At 72.8% G+C, this 18422-nt stretch carries 12 protein-coding genes; 2 read left to right on the plus strand and 10 right to left on the minus strand.

Going from position 1 to position 18422, the window contains the following annotated elements; translation table 11 throughout:
- Positions 1–155: 155 nt before the first annotated feature.
- From ACIBI4_RS25220 to ACIBI4_RS25245, 6 genes are all read right to left on the minus strand, one after another.
- A complete protein-coding gene (locus tag ACIBI4_RS25220) occupies positions 156–1046 on the minus strand; it encodes a FadR/GntR family transcriptional regulator (RefSeq protein ID WP_399206297.1) in 891 nt (296 codons plus the stop codon).
- A gap of 193 nt (positions 1047–1239) precedes the next feature.
- Positions 1240–3087 carry an ATP-binding cassette domain-containing protein gene (locus tag ACIBI4_RS25225; protein WP_399206298.1) on the minus strand — a complete coding sequence of 616 codons (1848 nt, stop codon included), beginning with the start codon at positions 3085–3087 and terminating at the stop codon, positions 1240–1242.
- A 326-nt stretch (positions 3088–3413) separates the two neighbouring features.
- Positions 3414–4160 carry an NUDIX domain-containing protein gene (locus ACIBI4_RS25230; RefSeq protein WP_399206299.1) on the minus strand — a complete coding sequence of 249 codons (747 nt, stop codon included), beginning with the start codon at positions 4158–4160 and terminating at the stop codon, positions 3414–3416.
- A gap of 310 nt (positions 4161–4470) precedes the next feature.
- A complete protein-coding gene (locus ACIBI4_RS25235; protein WP_399206300.1) occupies positions 4471–6552 on the minus strand; it encodes a glycogen debranching N-terminal domain-containing protein in 2082 nt (693 codons plus the stop codon).
- Positions 6553–6830: 278 nt separating this feature from the next.
- Complete coding sequence (locus tag ACIBI4_RS25240) at positions 6831–8471, minus strand: DUF4192 domain-containing protein (protein ID WP_399206301.1); 1641 nt, start codon at positions 8469–8471, stop codon at positions 6831–6833.
- A 187-nt stretch (positions 8472–8658) separates the two neighbouring features.
- Positions 8659–10857, minus strand: coding sequence for a RecQ family ATP-dependent DNA helicase (locus ACIBI4_RS25245; protein WP_399206302.1), 2199 nt, complete (start codon positions 10855–10857; stop codon positions 8659–8661).
- A 319-nt stretch (positions 10858–11176) separates the two neighbouring features.
- Between ACIBI4_RS25245 and ACIBI4_RS25250 the strand changes: the two genes are divergently transcribed.
- Positions 11177–11902: a hypothetical protein gene (locus ACIBI4_RS25250; RefSeq protein WP_399206303.1), complete on the plus strand. Its 726-nt coding sequence runs from the start codon at positions 11177–11179 to the stop codon at positions 11900–11902.
- A 132-nt stretch (positions 11903–12034) separates the two neighbouring features.
- Here ACIBI4_RS25250 and ACIBI4_RS25255 read toward each other — a convergent pair whose 3' ends face one another.
- The 3 genes from ACIBI4_RS25255 to ACIBI4_RS25265 form a co-directional block, all read right to left on the minus strand.
- Positions 12035–12703 (minus strand): hypothetical protein, encoded by a 669-nt coding sequence (locus ACIBI4_RS25255; RefSeq protein WP_399206304.1) that lies wholly within the window; start codon positions 12701–12703, stop codon positions 12035–12037.
- 104 nt (positions 12704–12807) lie between these two features.
- Complete coding sequence (locus ACIBI4_RS25260) at positions 12808–13512, minus strand: ribonuclease HII (RefSeq protein ID WP_399206305.1); 705 nt, start codon at positions 13510–13512, stop codon at positions 12808–12810.
- Between the two features lie 74 nt (positions 13513–13586).
- Positions 13587–14273 (minus strand): TetR/AcrR family transcriptional regulator, encoded by a 687-nt coding sequence (locus tag ACIBI4_RS25265; RefSeq protein ID WP_399206306.1) that lies wholly within the window; start codon positions 14271–14273, stop codon positions 13587–13589.
- 523 nt (positions 14274–14796) lie between these two features.
- On the opposite strand from ACIBI4_RS25265, the gene ACIBI4_RS25270 reads away from it, so the two are divergent.
- A complete protein-coding gene (locus ACIBI4_RS25270; RefSeq protein WP_399206388.1) occupies positions 14797–16284 on the plus strand; it encodes an MFS transporter in 1488 nt (495 codons plus the stop codon).
- 87 nt (positions 16285–16371) lie between these two features.
- Here ACIBI4_RS25270 and ACIBI4_RS25275 read toward each other — a convergent pair whose 3' ends face one another.
- Positions 16372–18141, minus strand: coding sequence for a DUF4153 domain-containing protein (locus tag ACIBI4_RS25275; protein WP_399206307.1), 1770 nt, complete (start codon positions 18139–18141; stop codon positions 16372–16374).
- Positions 18142–18422 lie beyond the last annotated feature (281 nt).

An 18422-nucleotide genomic window follows, 5' to 3' on the forward strand; every position in this document is an offset into this window, starting at 1 on the left:
GCTGCCACGAGGAGCGTTACGCCCAATCTTCGTGGCCCGAGTCACACCGCGTAACTACTGATAACGCTCAGAAGCAGACATAGGCCCACACAAACCAGCCGCCGGACCCGGTACGAACCGGTCCGGGTCCGGCGACCGCCCCCGCGATACGGGGGTCAGCGCTGCTCGCGCGGCGCCGGCACGACACGCTCGCCTTCGGGGTGCGCGGTGAGCAGCTGACGCATCGCCGATTCGGCGGCGATGCCGTCGCCCGCGGCGAGCGCGTCGACGATCCGGCCGTGGTGGCCCAGCGAGGCCTCGCCGGGACGGTCGCAGCCGGTGACCGGGCCGCCGGACACCTGCAGGGCGGCACCGACGATGCCGGAGAGGTGCTCCAGCATGCGGTTGCCGGCGAGCTGGATCAGGAGCGAGTGGAATTCGGCGTCGGCGCGCGAGAACGTCAGCGCGTCCCCCTGCCCGAACGCGTGGCTCATGATCTCGACCATGTCGGCGAGGCGCTGCTGCACCTCGTCACGGCCGTGGCCCGCGGCGAGGCGGGCGGCGAGCGGCTCGATCGTCCAGCGCAGCTCGGTCAGCTCGCGGCGCTGGTCGTCGCGCTGCGGTCCGAAGGCCCGCCACTCGATGATGTCCGGGTCGAGCAGGTTCCAGTCGCTGACCGGACGCACGCGCGTGCCGACATTGGGACGGGCGCTCACGAGGCCCTTGGCCTCAAGGACGCGCAGGGATTCACGGACGACGGTCCGGGACACCTCGAAACGCTGGCCGATCTCCTCGGGAACCAGCGGGCGGTCCGCGCCGAGGTCGCCGGAGACGATCATCTGGCCGAGCTGCTGGACGAGTTGGCCGTGCAGGCCGCGTCCGCGGCTGCCGGCGGCGCGCCGTCCGACGCGGCCGAGGTCCTGCTCGTGTCCCTCCCAGGACGGTGCGGGCACGCGGTCCACGCCGGGGGCCTCCGCGTAGGGGTAGCGGTCGAGTTCGCCCGGTCCTGCGAGGCCTGATTCGGCGGAGCGGGCGGTGGTCATCATGGTGTGCGCAAGGGTACTCACGGATCTTTTGTCGGCGCGGCTCCCAACCCCCTTGAGGTCTTTGGTGAAAAGCACACGAAAGGGTGATCGCGTTCCTTGCCGCAATTGACGCCTTATCGTAAAGAAAGCGGCATTACCTGGGTGTTGTAGGCCGATCAGGCCGAACGAGCGCTCTTCTCTGCTACGAGGCACGGCAGTTCGAGCCGGAAGCGCCTTATCGCACGCGGGCGCGCATCGACGTCAGGAGGTACGCGGCGAGCAGCGCGATCAGGCTCAACCCCAAGGTGAACGCGATGGGTTGGGCGAACATTCGTACCGCCGCGGTGACATAGCGCTCGCTGCCGATCGGCCACTGCACCAGGGCGAGATCGCGCAGGCGGCCCGCCAGACCGGCCGTGGTGCGCACCGACGGCCCTTCCAGCGCCTTCTGCACGACGGGGACGAGCACGACGGGTACGGCGAGGAGGGCTGCCAGGCCCGCGGCGGTGGAGCGGAAGACGCCCGCCGCCAGCAGCCCCGCCCAGGAGCAGCCGGTGACGAGACCGAGCCAACTCGCGGTCAATGCGGGCCAGTCTGAGGGCAGTCTCGTCAGCTCTTCGCCGTATACGAGGTGCAGGAGCACGGCGTCCGAGAGCAGCACGACGGCCGCGAGGAGCAGGGCGGTCGCCGCGCAGACAGCGAGTTTGGCGGTCAGCAGACCCAGACGGCGCGGCACGGTTCCGCGGTCGGCCGCCAGTGCCGGGTGCCGGAACTCGTCACCGAAGGAGAGCGCGCCCAGGAGGCCGGCGCCCAGCGCGGCCGGCGGCAGCGGGAGCTCCTGCGGCCAGGCGGCGAGAAGGCGCGGCAGCGGGGTGTGCCCCGTGCGCGCCAGGACGACGGAGAGCACCGCGGAGACGGCGAGCACGAGGGCGGCGGTGAGGTACCCGGTGGGGATGCCCGTGGCGCGGCGGAGTTCGTAGCGGAGGGGGCGGAGGGGGGAGCGGGCTGGGCGGACGGTGATGGGGGGTGGGAGGGGGTGGAGAGGGGTGCCGGCGGGGCGGGGGGTAGGGGTGTCTGTGGTCTGCGTCTGCGCGGGGTCGGGGGTAGCGGTCGCAGTGGTGGCGGCGGTCGCGGTTGTGGTGGCGGTTGTGGTTGTGGTTGTGGTTGTGGTTGTGGTTGTGGTGGCGATCGGACTCTGGGGGTGGGGTGGGCCCGAGTCGCCGACTTCGTCCGCGAGTTGGTGGATCAGGACGCCGTGCTTGTACGCGGTCTCGCCGATGTCCGCCGTGGTGCTGCCGTAGACCGAGAGGCGGTTGCCCTCCTCGCGGACGATCTCCACCGAGCGGCGGGCCACCCGGGCCTCCTTGGTGAGCAGGGCCAGGAGGCGGGCGGCGTGCGGGGAGCGGACGGCCACACGCGGCCGCAGACGGGTGCGGGCGAAGTCGGCGACGTCCTGATCGGCTACGACGCAGCCCTGCTCGAGCGTGACGACGCGATCGGCGGTGCGCGCCGCCTCCTTGGGGTCCGACGTGGTGAACAGGACCGTCCCGCCCTGCGCGGTGTGGGCGCGCAGCATCGTGTGGAGCCAGGTGGATTCGCGGGCCGACAGGGCTTCGGAGGGGGCGTTCAGGACCAGGGTGTGCGGGTCGGCGAGGAGCGCGCAGGCGAGGCCGAGCCGGCGGTCCATGCCGCGCGAGAGAGCGCCCAGCCGTTCGTCGCGCAGGCTCACCAGGCCGACGGCTTCGAGGACTTCGTCGGCCCGGCCGACCGGCACACCGCTCGCGGCGCACAGCATCCGCAGCTGGCCGCGGACCGTGCGGGCCGGGTGGCCCGGGACGTCGCCGAGCATGACGCCGACCTCGCGGGCGGGATGGGTGATCCGGCTGAGCGGGCGGCCGCGGAAGTACGTCACGCCGCGGCCGGGCCGGAGTTGGAGCATCAGCCGGAGCACTTCGGTGGTCTCGGCGGGGGCCGCGCCGAGGAGTGCGGTGACGCGGCCGGTGCGCGCCTCGAAGGAGACGTCGTCGATCGTGGGCGGCAGGCCCTTCTTGGCGGTGCTGGTCAGTCCGGTGGCCTGGATCATCGCTTCTCTCGCACGCGGGGCGGCGGGCGGTTGTGGCCCTGGGTACCTTCAGCACGATAACGGGGTATTTGCCTGTTTCCGGGCAGGGTTGAGCCCCGATCTCCGTCGCGCTTCGGTCGCGCGTACGGGCCGGCTCGCTCGCGTGTGCGGGTGCGGGTGGGGGTGTGAGGGTGGGCGCGTTGGGTGGGGCGCCCCAAGTCAGGTGCTGGTTAAAGGAATTGGCGGGCGGCGCTCTACTGGGGTGGATGCCGGCGCTTGGACGGGGGGCACGCGTACATTGGCGTGGCCGTGCCCCGCGGGGCGCGGTGGGGTGGTGAGGCGGCGGGTCAGACTTCGGGGCGGAGCATCGGCGGGTTGAGGAGTGTGGCGCCGCCCGCGCGGAAAAGCTGGGCGGGGCGGCCGCCCTGGCGGGTGGTGGTGCCGCCGGTGGGCACCAGGAAGCCCGGAGTGCCGGTGACCTTGCGGTGGAAGTTGCGCGGGTCGAGCGCAACACCCCACACGGCCTCGTAGACGCGACGCAGCTCACCGACGGTGAACTCGGGTGTGCAGAAGGCCGTCGCGAGCGACGAGTACTCGATCTTCGAACGGGCCCGCTCCACCCCGTCCCCGAGGATGCGGGAGTGGTCGAAGGCGAGGCTGCCCTGCTCGCCCTCCTGATCGAGGAAGGTCTCGACGGGTGCCCAGCGCGCACTGTGCGCGTCGCCGCCCGCGCGCGGGGCGGGCAGGTCGGGGGCGAGCGCTAGGTGGGCCACGCTGACGACCCGCATCCGGGGGTCGCGCTGCGGGTCGCCGTAGGTGGCGAGCTGCTCGAGATGCGCTCCGTTGCCCGAGGCGGCGGGGGTGGCCGGGTCGTGGACGCAGAGCCCCGTCTCCTCGACGAGCTCGCGGGCCGCGGCGGCGGCGAGGTCCTCGTCGTCCTTCACGAATCCGCCGGGCAGCGCCCACCGCCCCTGGAACGGCGGCTCCCCGCGGCGCACCGTCAGCGCACACAGCGAGTGCCGACGCACGGTCAGTACGACCAGGTCGACGGTGACGGCGAAGGGCGGATAGGCCGACGGGTCGTAGGGCGACATGACGCGATCATAGTCGTCTGGCTGACGATAAACACCTGCTTCCGGTCGTCTCTGGTGAGGGTGAGCGGGCTTTGTGGGGTGGGGTGGGGTGGGGTGGGGTGGGGCCTGTGCAGGGATGCGGGCGAAGGTGGGCGGCGGGTGGGCGGGCGGGCGGGGCCGCCTCGAAGGCCGGCGCTCCCGCCAGCCGCCCGCCCCTCCGGCAATCCATGAGGGCCAGCCGCCCGCGAGCCCGTCAGTCCGCCTGCCCGCGAGCCCGTCAGCCCACCTGCCCGCGAGCCCGTCACCGTCAGCCCGCCTGCCCGCGAGCCCGTCACCCGACAGTCGTACGCACTCCCAACTGCAGCCCCTCCCCCGCCTCCTCGACCATCGCGAGGCCGAGCCTGCTGATGCGGACGGCGAACGGGGAGCCAGCGAGGTGGAGGCCCGTCAGGCTGAGTTCGCCCAGTGGGGCGCTCGTCATCGGGGCCAGCGAGACCGTGGAGGCGGCCGCGTCCGGGCGGATGCCCGCCTGGGCGAGGATCAGGTGCAGGCCCGCTGCCGCGGAGACCGCCGCGGGGCGGCACGCCGCCGGGTGCGGCAGGGGAGCGCAGCCTGCCGCACGCTGATCGCCCGCGTACATCTCGGGCAGCCGCCCGCCGAAGTGCTCGGCCGCCGCGAGCACTCCTTCGAGCAGCGCCGACGCCTCCTTCTCGTAGCCCGCCGCCGCGAGCCCGGCGACGGCCACGGCTGTCTCGTGCCCGCGGACCGCCCCGCCACGGTGCCCGAACGGGTTGTACCCCGCTTCCTTCGCCCCGAGGCTGCGCAGCCCCCAGCCGGAGTCGAGCGCGGGGCCACCGAGGAGCCGGGCGAGCTGTTCCGTACGGACCGGGCCGAGCAGCCCGGGCGCCAGGGATCCTCCGCCGAGCAGCCCGGTGTCGAGGAGGTGGGCCGCGGCGCCCCCGAGATGGGGCACGAGCCGGCCGTCGGCGGTACGGGCCGCGGCGGGGCGGCCGCCGCCGACATCGTCGATCCAGAAGTCGCGCCGGAACGCCTCTCTCAACTCACCGGCCCAGTTCCGCCATTGATCGCCGCCGGACCTTCCGTGCATGTCGAGGAGGTCCGCGCCGAGGAGCGCGGCGCGATGGGCGTGGGCCTGGGTCTCGCAGCGGAGAAGTCCTCCTGGGCCGGGTTCGGGGAGATAGACGCCGCCTCCGCCGGCTGTGCGCAGCCAGCGCAGACACCGCTCCGCGACGGGCAGCAACTCGCGCGTCTCCGGCTCGGGCAGTCCCCAGCGTCGCGCCTCGGCGAGCAGCACCGGGAAGAGCAGCGTGGCCTCGACGCCGGTGCTGCTGGGCGGCAGATGCGGCCCGGCGTCCCGCAGCGGCCCGGGGATCAGGCCCGCGTCGGGCCCGTCGCCGCCCAGTTGGGTACGGGCGAGGGTGCGCAGGGTGCCGGCGGCGAGGCGGGTGCCGAGGGGCAGGGTCATCCGGGCCGTGGCGAGCGCTTCGGCGGGTGCGAGCCCGCACCGCCAGGGTGCGCCCGCCGCGGGGTGCAGGTCGGACGGGTGCGCGGGGTCCCGCAGCAGCAGCGCCTGGAGGTCGTCGATGCAGGTGGCCATGAACTGCGGCACCCCTGGGTGATCCCCTTCGGCGCGCGCCGGTGACAGTGGGGCGTGCGCACCGTGCCCGGCCGGGCGGGATTGTCCGGTGCCGTCCTGCCGTACGGTCAGGTCGATGGTGTGGCTGCCGCCAGCCGGCAGGTCGACCTCCCAGCGGAGCAGCCCGGCCGAGGCCAGGGCGTCCTGCGGTGCGGGGTGGGCCGAGACCACGGCGGGACGGGCGGTTCCCGAGCTCCAGCGCAGACCGGAGCCGTAGACGCTCGCGGGCAGTTCGGGCCCCGCGGCACCCGAGGCGACGGCGCCCAGTTCGGCGAGGTCGGTCGCCAGGGTCACCTCGACGGGCAGCCGGAGCGGGCGGGTGGCGGAGCTGTGCAGGGTGATCCGCTCGGTGCCCTCGGCGCTGCGGGTTCGCTCCACCGTGACCACCGGGTCGGGGCTGGACGGATCGACATGCCGCACCACCCCGACGAATCGCGCGCGGTCCGCGGACAGCAACCGTCCTTGCAGTGCCAGGGGTTCGCGGCCCGCGATGCGCAGCCGGCAGCGGGAGAGCAGCCGCCTTCCCGCGCGGTAGATGCCTTCGAGGCCGTGACCGGTCAGCTGGCCGTGTTCGGCGGAGATCGCGAGCCCCGGCAGGGCGACACAGATCAACGAGGCGTGGACAGGGGGCAGTTGGCTTGGCGGTCGCACACCCGGCCCGCCTTCGCCGCCGGTGGGACGCGGTGCGGGCCGCGATCGGAGAGGGGCGGCGGTCGCGGGATCCGCTCGTGTCGTGGAGGACGACGGTGGGGGCATGGCGGGCTTCCTGCCTCGCTTTCTCTGGCCGGGCACCTCGGGGAGCGCCGTGATGACGGCGCCGAGTGCGGTACGCACCGACCTCGCCGTCTGTCGCAATCGGCCCGTGCGGCGGGGCCGTTGAGCCGCCGACCACTGCGGGCCGCAGGACGAACGGCTTGCGCCACTCACCTGAACGGACCGCAGGTGGCCGGGGTCACGGGCAGCCACGATCGAGGCGACCGGCAGGTACGCCCGCCGGCCTGAACGGCAGCCCCGCGCAAGCGCCCGGACGCCGCTCACTCCTCGCCTCCGATCCCGCGCTCCCCTGAGCCCGACCCGGGTCCGGATGCCTCGGACCCGGACCCGGACCCGGACCCAGAACCTGGCCCAGATCCCGAAGCCTCCTCAAACGACCGCTTCCGCTGCCGGGGAACGGACTTCGAGGACCGCCCCTTCGGCCGCCCACCACCAGGCGCCCTGGACCCACCCGACGGATGCCCACCCGACGGACGGCCGCCCGAAGGCCGCCCGCCCACCGCACCGGGCCGCCTCACATGTGGCAGCCCCACCCCCTCCGCACCATCACCCGACCCCTCCGAGGAGCCGGGCGCACTCTGCACGCCTGGCGCACCCGGCACACCCGGCGCACCCGGCGCACCCGGCGCACCCAACCCGCCTGCGCACTCCTCACCCACCTCAAGCACCCCGAACAACTCCCCTTGCACCCCATCCCGCTCCCCCCGCCCGACATCCACAGGCGGCCACACGCTCGCCGGCAGGCTCAGCGCCGGATACTCCGCGACCCCGCTGCGCAGTGCCTCGCGCATCTGCTCCAACCGCAACCCGGATCCCGTCGCCTCGTAGAGCACCGCGGCCAGCGTGCAGTCGGGGTCTACGGCCAGCGCCAGTTCCAGGGCGAGCCGCGCCTCCGTCAGATCGCCGAGTGACCAGGCCACCCAGCCCGCCAGGGTCCGTACCGCCGCCGCGTATGGCGCGTACACCCCGGTGCAGCGCCGGGCCAGGGCGCGCCAGAGGCGGAGGGCCGCCGGGGCGTGCGGGCCGTCCATCCAGAGTGTGGCCCGATCGCGGGTCCGCACGTCCTGCAGGCCCACGAGCACGCGGGCGACCTCGGCATCCGCGAGCAGGCGGTCGTCCCGTGCGTCCCCGCCCTGCCCGGCGGGAAGCGGCGGGCTCTCCCGCAGCCTGGCGATGAGGGTACTGACCGTCGACAGGGTCGCCGCCGCGAAGGCCACCTCGCCGTTCGGTTCCATCAGCCGGGGCAGTGCCTCGGCGACCGCGTCGTCGATCGCCTCCTCCTGGCTCACCGCCCGCGGGCCGGTCAGCGGTGCGAGCCGTGCTTCCATGTCGCGCTGGGTGCCGCGCACTTGGATGCCCGCGAAGGTCGCCGACGCCGCCATCACGGAGGTGCCGGGCCGCAGCATCGGCCGCCCCTCGGGTGGACAGCAGGCCTGCCCCTTCTCCGTACAGACATAGGACCAGTGGCGGTCGTCGGACAGGCAGAGGATCTCCAGGACTCGCAGGCCCAGGTCGCGACAGGAGGCGAGCAGGGAGTCCGCCAGCGGGCGCAGGGCCTCCATCACCTGGCGGCCGGTCTCGCCCGGGCGCGGTTCGCGGCACAGATAGGCGACGACTCCGTCGGGCGGTGTGCCGCCCGACCGCCGCTCCACCTCCTGGACGAGGCAGCGGGGCAGTTCGCGGCCGATGAAGTCCCAGTCCTCGGCTTCCTCGGGGATGCCGAGCCGTACCCGTCCGGCGAAGTGTCCTCGGCCGCCTTGGAGCGCGACGAGCACGAGGCTGTCGGAGGGGTGGAAGCCCATGAAGTACGGGAGTGCGTCGGCCAGTTCGTCCGGGGTGCGCAGGGTGACGGGCGGAATCGGAGTGTCACCGGCTGCTGTGGTGTCGTTGCGTTGCGTCATGCGTCGAGAGTGCACCGGATCGCCGGATTCCGGTTGAGCCTGTGGATAACTCCCGTTCCGGGCATGTCAATCGACTGCCGACGTCGCGCCATCTCGGGCACCGCGTCACCTCACAGGTGCGCCACGCACCGACCGATGCGCGGCGCCCACACCTCACCTCACAGAAACCCGGCGACAGGCAACGCCGTCACCCCGCCGCCGCCAGCACCAACGGCAGCACGCCCCCGCTCCCCGCCCGCCGCAACAGCCGCGCCGCGACCGCGAGCGTCCAGCCCGAGTCCGTGTAGTCGTCGACGAGCAGGACCGGCCCCTTGGCCTGGTCGAGCGCCGCCTGAAGCTCCTCGCCCACCACGAAGGCGTCCGAGAGCGCCTTGAGGCGCTGCGCGGAGTTGCTCCGCCGTACGACGTTCTCGCCGCGGGCGTACGTGAGCGAGCCGAGCAGCGGGAGCCGTCCGACCGTCGCAATCCCTTCGGCCAGCGATCCGACGAGCTGCGGCCTGCTCAGCGAGGGCACGGCGACGATGCCGACCGGCCGGTCGACGGCGTCCGCGACGCCCGGCGCCCAACCGCCGGGCGAGCGCGCCCAGTCCGCGAGCACCGCCACGGCCGCACGCAGGACGTCGTCCGGAACCGGGCCGTCCGCGGCCTGTTCGGCGAGCAGCGGCCGCAGCCGGTTGCCCCAGCCGATGTCCGAGAGCCGGCCCAGGGCGCGCCCCGTGGAGCACTGTTCCCCGGCGGGAATCCGGCCCTTGAGCTCCACGCCGAGGGCGGCCATGCCCGTCGGCCACATCTTGCGCGGCTCGACCTCGACACCGGGCCGGTCCAGCTCCTTCGTCGCACCCGCGAGCGCGTCACCGGAGACGGCCGAGTCCACCCAGGGCCCGGCGCAGTTGTCACAGCGCCCGCAGGCCACCGCACCCTCGTCATCGAGCTGACGTCGCAGGAACTCCATCCGGCACATGGATGTGGTGACGTAATCCCGCATGGCCTGCTGCTCGGCGGCGCGCTGCTTCGCCACCCACGCGTACCGCTCCGCGTCGTACATCCAGTCGGCGCCCGTGGCGGTCCAGCCGCCCTTCACGCGCCGCACCGCCCCGTCCACGTCGAGCACCTTGAGCATGGTCTCCAGGCGGGTGCGCCGCAGGTCGACGACGGCTTCGAGGGCGGGCACCGACAGGGGGCGGCCCGCGCCGGACAGGGCGCTCAGGGTCTGCCGTACCTGCTGCTCGGGCGGGAAGGCCGTATCGGCGAAGTAGCGCCAGATCGCCTCGTCCTCCTTGCCGGGAAGGAGGAGTACGTCGGCGTGGTCGACACCGCGGCCCGCGCGGCCGACCTGCTGGTAGTACGCGATGGGCGAGGACGGCGAGCCGAGGTGCACGACGAAACCGAGGTCCGGTTTGTCGAAGCCCATGCCGAGCGCCGAGGTGGCCACGAGGGCCTTCACCCGGTTCTTGATGAGGTCGTCCTCGGCCTGCAGCCGGTCCGCGTTCTCGGTGCGCCCCGTGTAGGAGGAGACCGCGAAGCCGCGTGCGCGCAGGAATGCGGTGGCTTCCTCGGCGGCGGCGACCGTCAGCGCGTAGACGATCCCGGAGCCCTGGAGTTGGTCGAGGTGTTCGGCGAGCCAGGCCAACCGGTGTGCGGCATCCGGCAGTCGGACGACGCCCAGGCGCAGGCTCTCGCGGTCGAGCGGGCCGCGCAGCACGAGCGCCTCGCCGCCGCCGGTGCCCAGCTGGTCGGCGACGTCGGCGGTCACCCGTGCGTTCGCCGTCGCCGTGGTGGCCAGGACCGGGACTCCCGCGGGCAGCTCGGTCAGCATCGCGCGCAGGCGGCGGTAGTCGGGGCGGAAGTCGTGGCCCCAGTCGGAGATGCAGTGCGCCTCGTCGACCACGAGGAGGCCGGTGGTGGCGGCGAGGCGGGGCAGGACCTGCTCGCGGAAGTCCACGGAATTGAGCCGCTCGGGACTGACCAGGAGGACGTCGGTCTCGCCGCGCTCCACCTCGCCGTAGATGGCCTCCCACTCCTCCGGGTTCGCGGAGTTGATCGTGTGGGCGCGGATGCCGGCCCGGGCCGCGGCCTCCACTTGGTTGCGCATGAGGGCGAGCAGCGGCGAGATGATCACCGTGGGGCCCGCGCCGCGGCGGCGCAGGAGCGCGGTCGCCACGAAGTAGACCGCCGATTTGCCCCAGCCGGTGCGCTGCACCACGAGAGCCCTGCGCCGGTCTCTGACCAGCGCCGCGACCGCCGCCCACTGGTCCTCGCGCAGGCGCGCGGTTCCGCCCGGGTCGCCGACCAGCTCGGCGAGGACCGCATCGGCCTCGGCGCGCAGATCGGTGGATTCCTGGGATGTGGAAGCCGTGGCTCCGTCGGGTTCGTCTGCTCGGTGCATCCCCCCATGCAACCGGACGGCACCGACAATCGGCCACTCCATCAGGACTCGATCGGGTTTACCTGCGGTAAGCAGGCGCCGACGGCGTCCGCACGCGTCGTGGGGCGCCGCCCCGGGAAGGGATGGGGAAGGGATATTGGCGGCGGACACACCGATTTCGGTCAGCATCGTCAATTGCTCGTTGCCTAGGGGCCGATGAGGCGGCGAGAATTGGAGCGCTCCCGCATGGCTCACTTCTTTCCGGCAGTGCTGTGCCGCGGTGCGCTCCCGCACGTCCGACTTCGCCCGCTTCGTCGGGCGCGTAGCCGAAGGGAGGACCGTGACCTTCGGATTCGCTCCGTCCACCGATCCGACGAGACTCGCGTCTGTGTCACCGCCCGCCGACGCGTCAAGCCCCTTGGGGCGACTGCTCGAACCTGCCGAGTGGTCCGCCGCGGGCATCCCGCTGCTGCGCGATCCGCGCGACGTCGTTCGAGGCTTGTACGAACGGCACCGACCCGCACGCGAGACGGCTGTGGTCGCCGTGCTCGACCAGGAGGAACGGCTGAGAGCGAGCGCCTCGTTCGCGCGCCGCTCCACGCCGGTGGACGGCTGGGTGTTCCGCAACGCGCTGCTCGCCCAGTTGCGCCGGGTGATCCCGCACGACCTGCGGCGCCGCACACCGGTGCGCACCGCAGTGCTCCTCTACTGCCGGGACGGCGGCGAGGGGTGGACCGAGGAGGACGGCGCCTGGATGTGGGGGCTGCGCGACGCGTGCACACTGCACGGGCTGCGCTGCGGCGCGTACATCACGCTGACCGGCGGCGGCTGGCAGGTGCTCGGCGAAGGCCGCGGCGGACGGCAGCCGAACGCGGGCCGGGCCAATCCGGTGAACAGCCACCAGGTGAGCAGCGCGGTCAACGGCACGGCGGACACGCAGGAGACCTCCGCCGGCCGCGACATACGCGACGTACGCGGTGGTCACGGCATCAACGGCGCCGAGACCGCGTACACCGCGCATGGCCATGGCGATACGGGACTTCTGCGCCGGGCCGCGTCACTCTGACCGCGCCCGGCGCGCCGCGCCCAGCACTCCGCACCACGCGTACGCGGGGCACCAAGGCCGCACCCCGGACACGAGGCGTCCGGGGACCACCCTCCGGGATGGGCCCCACGCGCCTCGTACGGGAAGCGGTCCTCAGACTCCGGCGCCCAGCGCCGAGTTGATCCGCTCCGGGTCGCCGCAGACGATCAGGAGCGCGCTCGCGCGGCCCAGCGCCACCGGGAGCGTGGCCGCGGCCTGCTCGTCGGTGCCGCCGTTGAGCGCGACGACCACCACGGGGCGGGTGGCCGCACGGGACGCGTGGGCGGACGCGGCGTAGAACACGTCGTCCCCCGCATCGTGCTGCGCCCAGTAGGCGGTGTCGCCGAAGCTCAACTCGTGGGCGGCCCACGGGTGCTGCTCGCCGGTGGTGAGCACCAGGACGTCGCCGGGCGCGCGGCCCGAGTCGAGCAGCAGGTCCACCGCTTCCTCGGCCGCGTCGAGCGCACCCTCGACGGAGGCGGGGATCAGCTGGATCTGGGGTGCCGAGGCATCGGCGGCCGGGGCAGCCGCGGGCTTGGCCGGGGCGGGCGTCGGCTTGGCCGGGGCGGGCGTCGGCTTGGCCGCGTCGCGCGGGGTGCGCTGCACGGGCGGCGCGGGCCGGGCCGGGCCGGGGCCTGGACGGCCGGGGCCGGGACGCGGGGCGGCCGCGGAACGCGGACCGGGTACGGGACGGGGGGTCGGCGCGGTGCGGCCGGCGGCCGATGCGGCGCGGGGACCCTGGACACTCTCGTGAATCTGAGGCTCCTCGGGAGGGAGAGGCATGACTGGATGTCTATCAAACGCCGGTACGAACCGTAACGGCGGGTGGCACATGAGTGCGACCATCGGTCCACGGACGGGTGGACGGAGCGGCGTGCGGCATGGTGTCAGAAATCGAAGCCGAGTTGCCCCTCAATTTCCGTGACGGGTCCGCCGAGCACGGGAACCCGCTGCTTCTTCAGGTGCCGCCACTTCGGCAGCGCGTCGAGGTAGGACCACGACAGCCGGTGGTGCTCGGTCGGCCCCTGCTCCGCGAGGGCCGCCTTGTGCACCGGTGACGGATAGCCCGCGTTGGCCTCGAAAGCGAAGTCGGCGCAGGCCGCGCCCAGTTCGGCCATCATCGCGTCGCGCTTCACCTTGGCGAGTACGGACGCGGCGGCCACGGCCACACAGGACTGGTCGCCCTTGATGACCGTGCGCACCTGCCAGGGCGCGCCCAGGTAGTCGTGCTTGCCGTCGAGGATCACCGCGTCGGGCCGTACGGGCAGCGCTTCCAGCGCGCGTATGGCGGCCAGCCGCAGCGCGGCCGTCATCCCCAGGTCGTCGATCTCCTGCGGTGAGGAGTGGCCCAGCGCGTGGGCGGTGACCCAGCCGCTGAGCTCGGCCGCGAGTTCGCCGCGGCGCTTGACGGTGAGGAGCTTGGAGTCGGTGAGCCCTTCGGGCGGGCGGCGGAGTCCGGTGATCGCTGCGCAGACCGTGACGGGACCCGCCCAGGCACCGCGTCCGACCTCATCGATACCGGCGACGATCTTCGCGCCGGTTCTGGCCCGGATCGACCGCTCTACGGTGTGGGTGGGTGCTTCGTACGGCATGACGCTGTCAGCGTACGCCTGCGCGGGACCGGGACGACAGCCCCGCCCCCGTCCCCCGCCTCCGCGCTCTCCCGTCATGCCTCGCGACGCACCAGCGGAACCATCAGATCGTCGATCAGACGGGCCACCTCGGCGGGCTGCCATTCGCTTCCGTACACCTTGGCGCGGTACATCATCATCGCCGGAATAACCTCGCAGACGTGGTCGTTCACCGCCCCGCCACGCACCTCTCCTCGGCGTACGCCTTGGCTGAGGACTTCCCGTATGGCATCGATGGCGGGCCGCACCACACGCCCGAAGATCACCGACTGGAAGCGCTCGGCGACGCTCCCGTCGCATTCGTGAAGGACCGCGCGGAGCGCGAACCCGGGGCGTGAGTACATCGCCTCGCGCATGGTCAGACACAGCGTGAGGAGGTCCTCGCGGACGCTGCCCGTGTCCGGCGTGCGGGACAAGGGGGGCATGCCGGCCTCCAGGGCGTCGGCGACCAGGTCCTCCTTCGAGGGCCAGCGCCGGTAGACCGCCGCCTTGCCGGTCTGGGCGCGGGCGGCGACGCCCTCCATCGTCAGCCCGTTCCAGCCGACTTTGCTGAGCTGCTCGAGCGCGGCATCGAGGATGGCGCGCTCCAGGACGGCGCCGCGCCTGCGGGGCGCGGCCGCCTGAACCGGAACCGACGCCGTGACGGACGGAGCAGCGGCCGCGGATGCCGCTGCGGGGACGGAGGCCTGGGCGGGAGCGGCCGTCCAGCGCGAAGTAGCCATGTGTATCTCTCCGTTGAGACCGGTCGCGCGTTCCGGAAGCGGAGGCGGTGCGGTGGGGCCGCGCCGCGGGGGAATCTCCCCCTCCGGTCCTACGTGGGGTCCCTCCAGCATTGCAGGCGCGCGGGCGGCTCGCGATGGGCCGAACGTCAATATTCGCGCGGGGCCGCGCCGATCTTCACTAAGCCGGGTCTGCCCGCGGACACGGAGGGCCACCGCCGGATACTCGCCGTACTCGCCTGCCCGCGGGCGTAAACCGCTTGAGCGACGCCTCTGACCTGAAGGCATGACGTTCTGTATGCGCGCACTTACGCATATGAACGTCTCGCATTACCTTCGCTTTGCCTCAACACCCCAAGATTTTCCTTGTGTTCAAGAAGAATCGCTCGCTAGGGTCGTTCTAGTGAACGCTGCCGTTCACTAAGTCGTCAGGGGAGCAACCGTGGCACAGGCACATGAGGACACTCGCGTCACAGACCCGGTTCCGGGCCCTGGCGCACCCACCGCGAAATCGCCGCATGCGGGCATCGCCCTGTTCATCATCGCGGCCTGTCAGTTGATGGTCGTCCTCGACGCCACCATCGTGAACATCGCTCTGCCGCACATCCAGGACGCACTCAACTTCTCCACCACCGACCTCACCTGGGTGGTCTCCGCCTACACCCTCACCTTCGGCGGACTGCTGCTGCTCGGCGGACGCGCGGGCGACATCCTCGGCCGGCGCCGGGTGTTCATGTTCGGCATCCTGCTGTTCACGGCCGCCTCGCTGCTCGGCGGTTTCGCCCAGGAGCCCTGGCAGTTGCTCGCGGCCCGCGCCCTGCAGGGTGTCGGCGGCGCCATCGCCTCGCCGACCTCCCTCGCCCTGATCACCAGCACGTTCCCGGAGGGCCCGGAGCGCAACCGGGCCTTCGGCGTGTTCGCCGCCGTCTCCGCGGGCGGCGGCGCGGTCGGTCTGCTCGCGGGCGGCATGCTCACCGAGTGGCTCGACTGGCGCTGGGTGCTCTTCGTCAACGTGCCGATCGGCGTCATGATCGCGGTGCTCACCCCGAAGTACATCCGGGAGTCCGAGCGCCACCCGGGCCGCTTCGACATCGCGGGCGCGATCACCTCGACCCTCGGTATGGCCGCGCTGGTCTACGGCTTCATCCGCGCCGCGGGCGAAGGCTGGAAGGACGGCCTGACGGTGGCCTCCTTCGTCGCCGCCGTCGTGCTGCTCGCGCTCTTCGTCTTCATCGAGACCAAGGCGAAGGACCCGATCACCCCGCTGAAGATGTTCCGCGACCGCAACCGCTCGGGCACGTATGTGATCATGCTCAGCCTCGCGGCGGCGATGTTCGGCATGTTCTTCTACATCGTCCTCTTCGTGCAGAACGTGCTGGGGGACACTCCCATCGAGGCCGGTCTGAAGTTCCTGCCGGTGACAGTGGCCATCGTGTTCGGCGCCGGACTCTCGCAGAACCTGCTGCCCCGGCTCGGCCCGAAGCCCTTCATGGTCGTGGGTGCGTCCTTCGTCATCGTGGGCCTCGGCTGGCTGACGCTGATCGACCCGGAGACCACCTACCTCGGCGGCATCCTCGGCCCGATGCTGCTCTTCGGCTTCGGTATGGGGCTCAACTTCGTGACGCTGACGCTCACCGCCGTCTCCGGCGTCGCCCAGCACGAGGCGGGCGCGGCCTCCGGCCTGCTCAACGCGACGCAGCAGGTGGGCGGTTCACTCGGCCTCGCCATCCTCACCACGGTGTTCGGCACCGCGAGCCGCAACGAGGCCAAGACCCAGATGGCCGACTTCATGGCCAACGCCACCCCGGAGCAGAAGGCCGCGTTCGCCAAGACCGGTGAGCTGCCGAAGGACTCGCCGTGGGCCCGCGAGATCCTCTCCGAGGGCATCTCCACCGGCTTCATCCCGGCGGTCGCCATGGCGGTCCTCGCGCTGATCACCGCCATCGTGGTGATCAAGGTCCGCAAGAGCGACCTGGATGCGCTGGCCGGCACGTCCACACCGGTGGCGCACTGACGGTCGCCGCACCACAAGGACGGCATCTCGTACGAGGCCGGGGCACCCTTCTCCGTGAAGGGTGCCCCGGCCTCGTCATGCCGCCGCTCAGTAGTCCCCGCGGTCCGTGCCCGTGTCGATCACGTCGACGGCCGAGCAGTCGACACCCGCGGCCGGCGGGCGCTTCTCCAGGATCGACCTGGCCTGCGCCTCCCCGTAACTCATCGCGTACCAAGGCGTGTTGTCCTCGCCGAGCGCGTCCGCCAGCGGCTGCAGGGCGCAGGAGCGTACGGGTTCCGGGAGCCGGTCGAGGGCGGGTACGGCGTCGGCGGAGAGCCCCGACACATAGTCGAGGTCGAGCTTCCTGGTGTCCGTGTACCGCTGGACGTTCTCCTCGGCGATCAGGCCGTCCGGCGAGATCAGCCCGAACGCGAGGACCCCGCCCGCCGCACTCGCCACGACGGCGCGCGGCAGCCGGCGCGCGCCGCCCCACACGCCCGCGACCATGATCAGCACGATCACCACACCGAGCCACAGCTCCATGGCGGTGACCGAGATCCTGAGCCGTGTGAGGCCGTACGCGTCGACGTACATCTGCATCCGGCGCAGCGCGGACGCGACGACGATCAGGGTCAGCACGCACAGCGTGCCGAGGACTCCGCGGACCAGGGCGCGGTCGCGCTGTCCGTCGCGGGGCGCCCAGCGAGAGGCGAGTGCGATCACGCCGAGGGTGAGAACGGTGGCGAAGAGGAGCTGCCAGAAGCCCTGCCGGGCGTATTCGGAGTAGGTGAGTCCGTCCTGGAGCGCGGCCTCGTAGCCGCCGAACAGGACGGTCAGCTGGATGATGTTGAAGACGGCGAAGAGCAGGTTGAGGACCACAAGGGGCAGGGCCCATTCGACCCGCCCGCGGGCGCGGCCCGGCGTGACCTCGATGCGGTCCCAGCGCAGTGGGGCGGCGGCGGTGTAGGCGGCAGCGACGGCGCCGAGCACACCGAGCAGGAACAGCAGGAACCGGAAGGGCCCGTCGGCCACGTCGGTGTCCGGGAAGAGTCCGGTGAGCAGATCGGCGAAGGTCGAGTCCGCGGCCGCGAACAGCCCGCCGAACACGAGCAGCAGCACGATCGCCACGACGACCGCGCGCAGGATGGGGGCCAGGGAGCCGTGCGAGCCCCCGGCACGCGCCCGCACGCCCCGCCAGGCCCAGACGGCGCCCGGGCCGACGGCGCCCACGAGGCCCAGCGGGTTGAGCAGCACCCCGGGCCAGCGGCGCGCGCCGTGCAGCGCGAGCGAGCCGAGGCCGAAGGCGGCGGCCGCGGCGAGGAACGACGGCCAGTCGGCGTCGCGCAGCGCCGGGACGGCGAGCAGCGCGAGGCCGCCGGCCGCCCACACCAGCGTCCAGCCTCGGGGTACGCGTCCGGCAGCCTGGGCGGCAAAGTACGCGGCGAGCGCGAGCGGTACGGCGACGATCAGCAGGTTCGCGCCGACCCCGTCCGCGAGCAGCAGCGCGCTCAGGACACCGGCGGCGAGCGCGGCGACGAGGGTGGCGGTGCGGACGGGCGCGGCTTCCTGCGCGGTGATGCCGTCGAAGACCGACGGGGTGGCGGCGGGAGGCTCCCAACCGGCGCGGGGGTTGGCGGAGGCGGTACGGGGAGGTGTGGCCGTACGCGCCGGGGTGGCGGTACGGGTCGCGGCGCCGGCGCGTGGGGGCGGGACGGCGTCCTGCGGTTCGGGCTCGGGCCCGGGCGCGGGTGCCGGCGCGGCGTCGGCCGCGGGCTCCGGAACCGCCTGGGCGCCCTTGGTTCCCTCAACACCCCCTCCCTGGGCCTCAGTCGGCTCAGGCACCTCGGGTGTGGACGGTGTGGCTGGTGAATCGGACACGGGACCCCCTCCCGACCGGCGTGCACCGGGACCTGGAAGTGACCGAGGGCCCGCGCCGGTGTCTCGTCGGCACCCGCCCGTCGAGCGCCACGGGTCTCGTACGCCATGGGCGTCGAGCGCCGTGAGCTCGGGGATCCGCCGGGAACGGCGAAGATCATCGGGCGGTGTGGGCCGTCAGAGTAGCCCCAGCGCAGCACAGCGGAGGGGGCTCGGTGGGCTCAACGGAGGCTCTGTGGCAGGACCGTGACAGTCGGGAGGTTTCCCGGAGCGCCAACGGCCCT

The organism is Streptomyces sp. NPDC050418 (genome assembly GCF_044458745.1).
GTDB lineage: Bacteria > Actinomycetota > Actinomycetes > Streptomycetales > Streptomycetaceae > Streptomyces.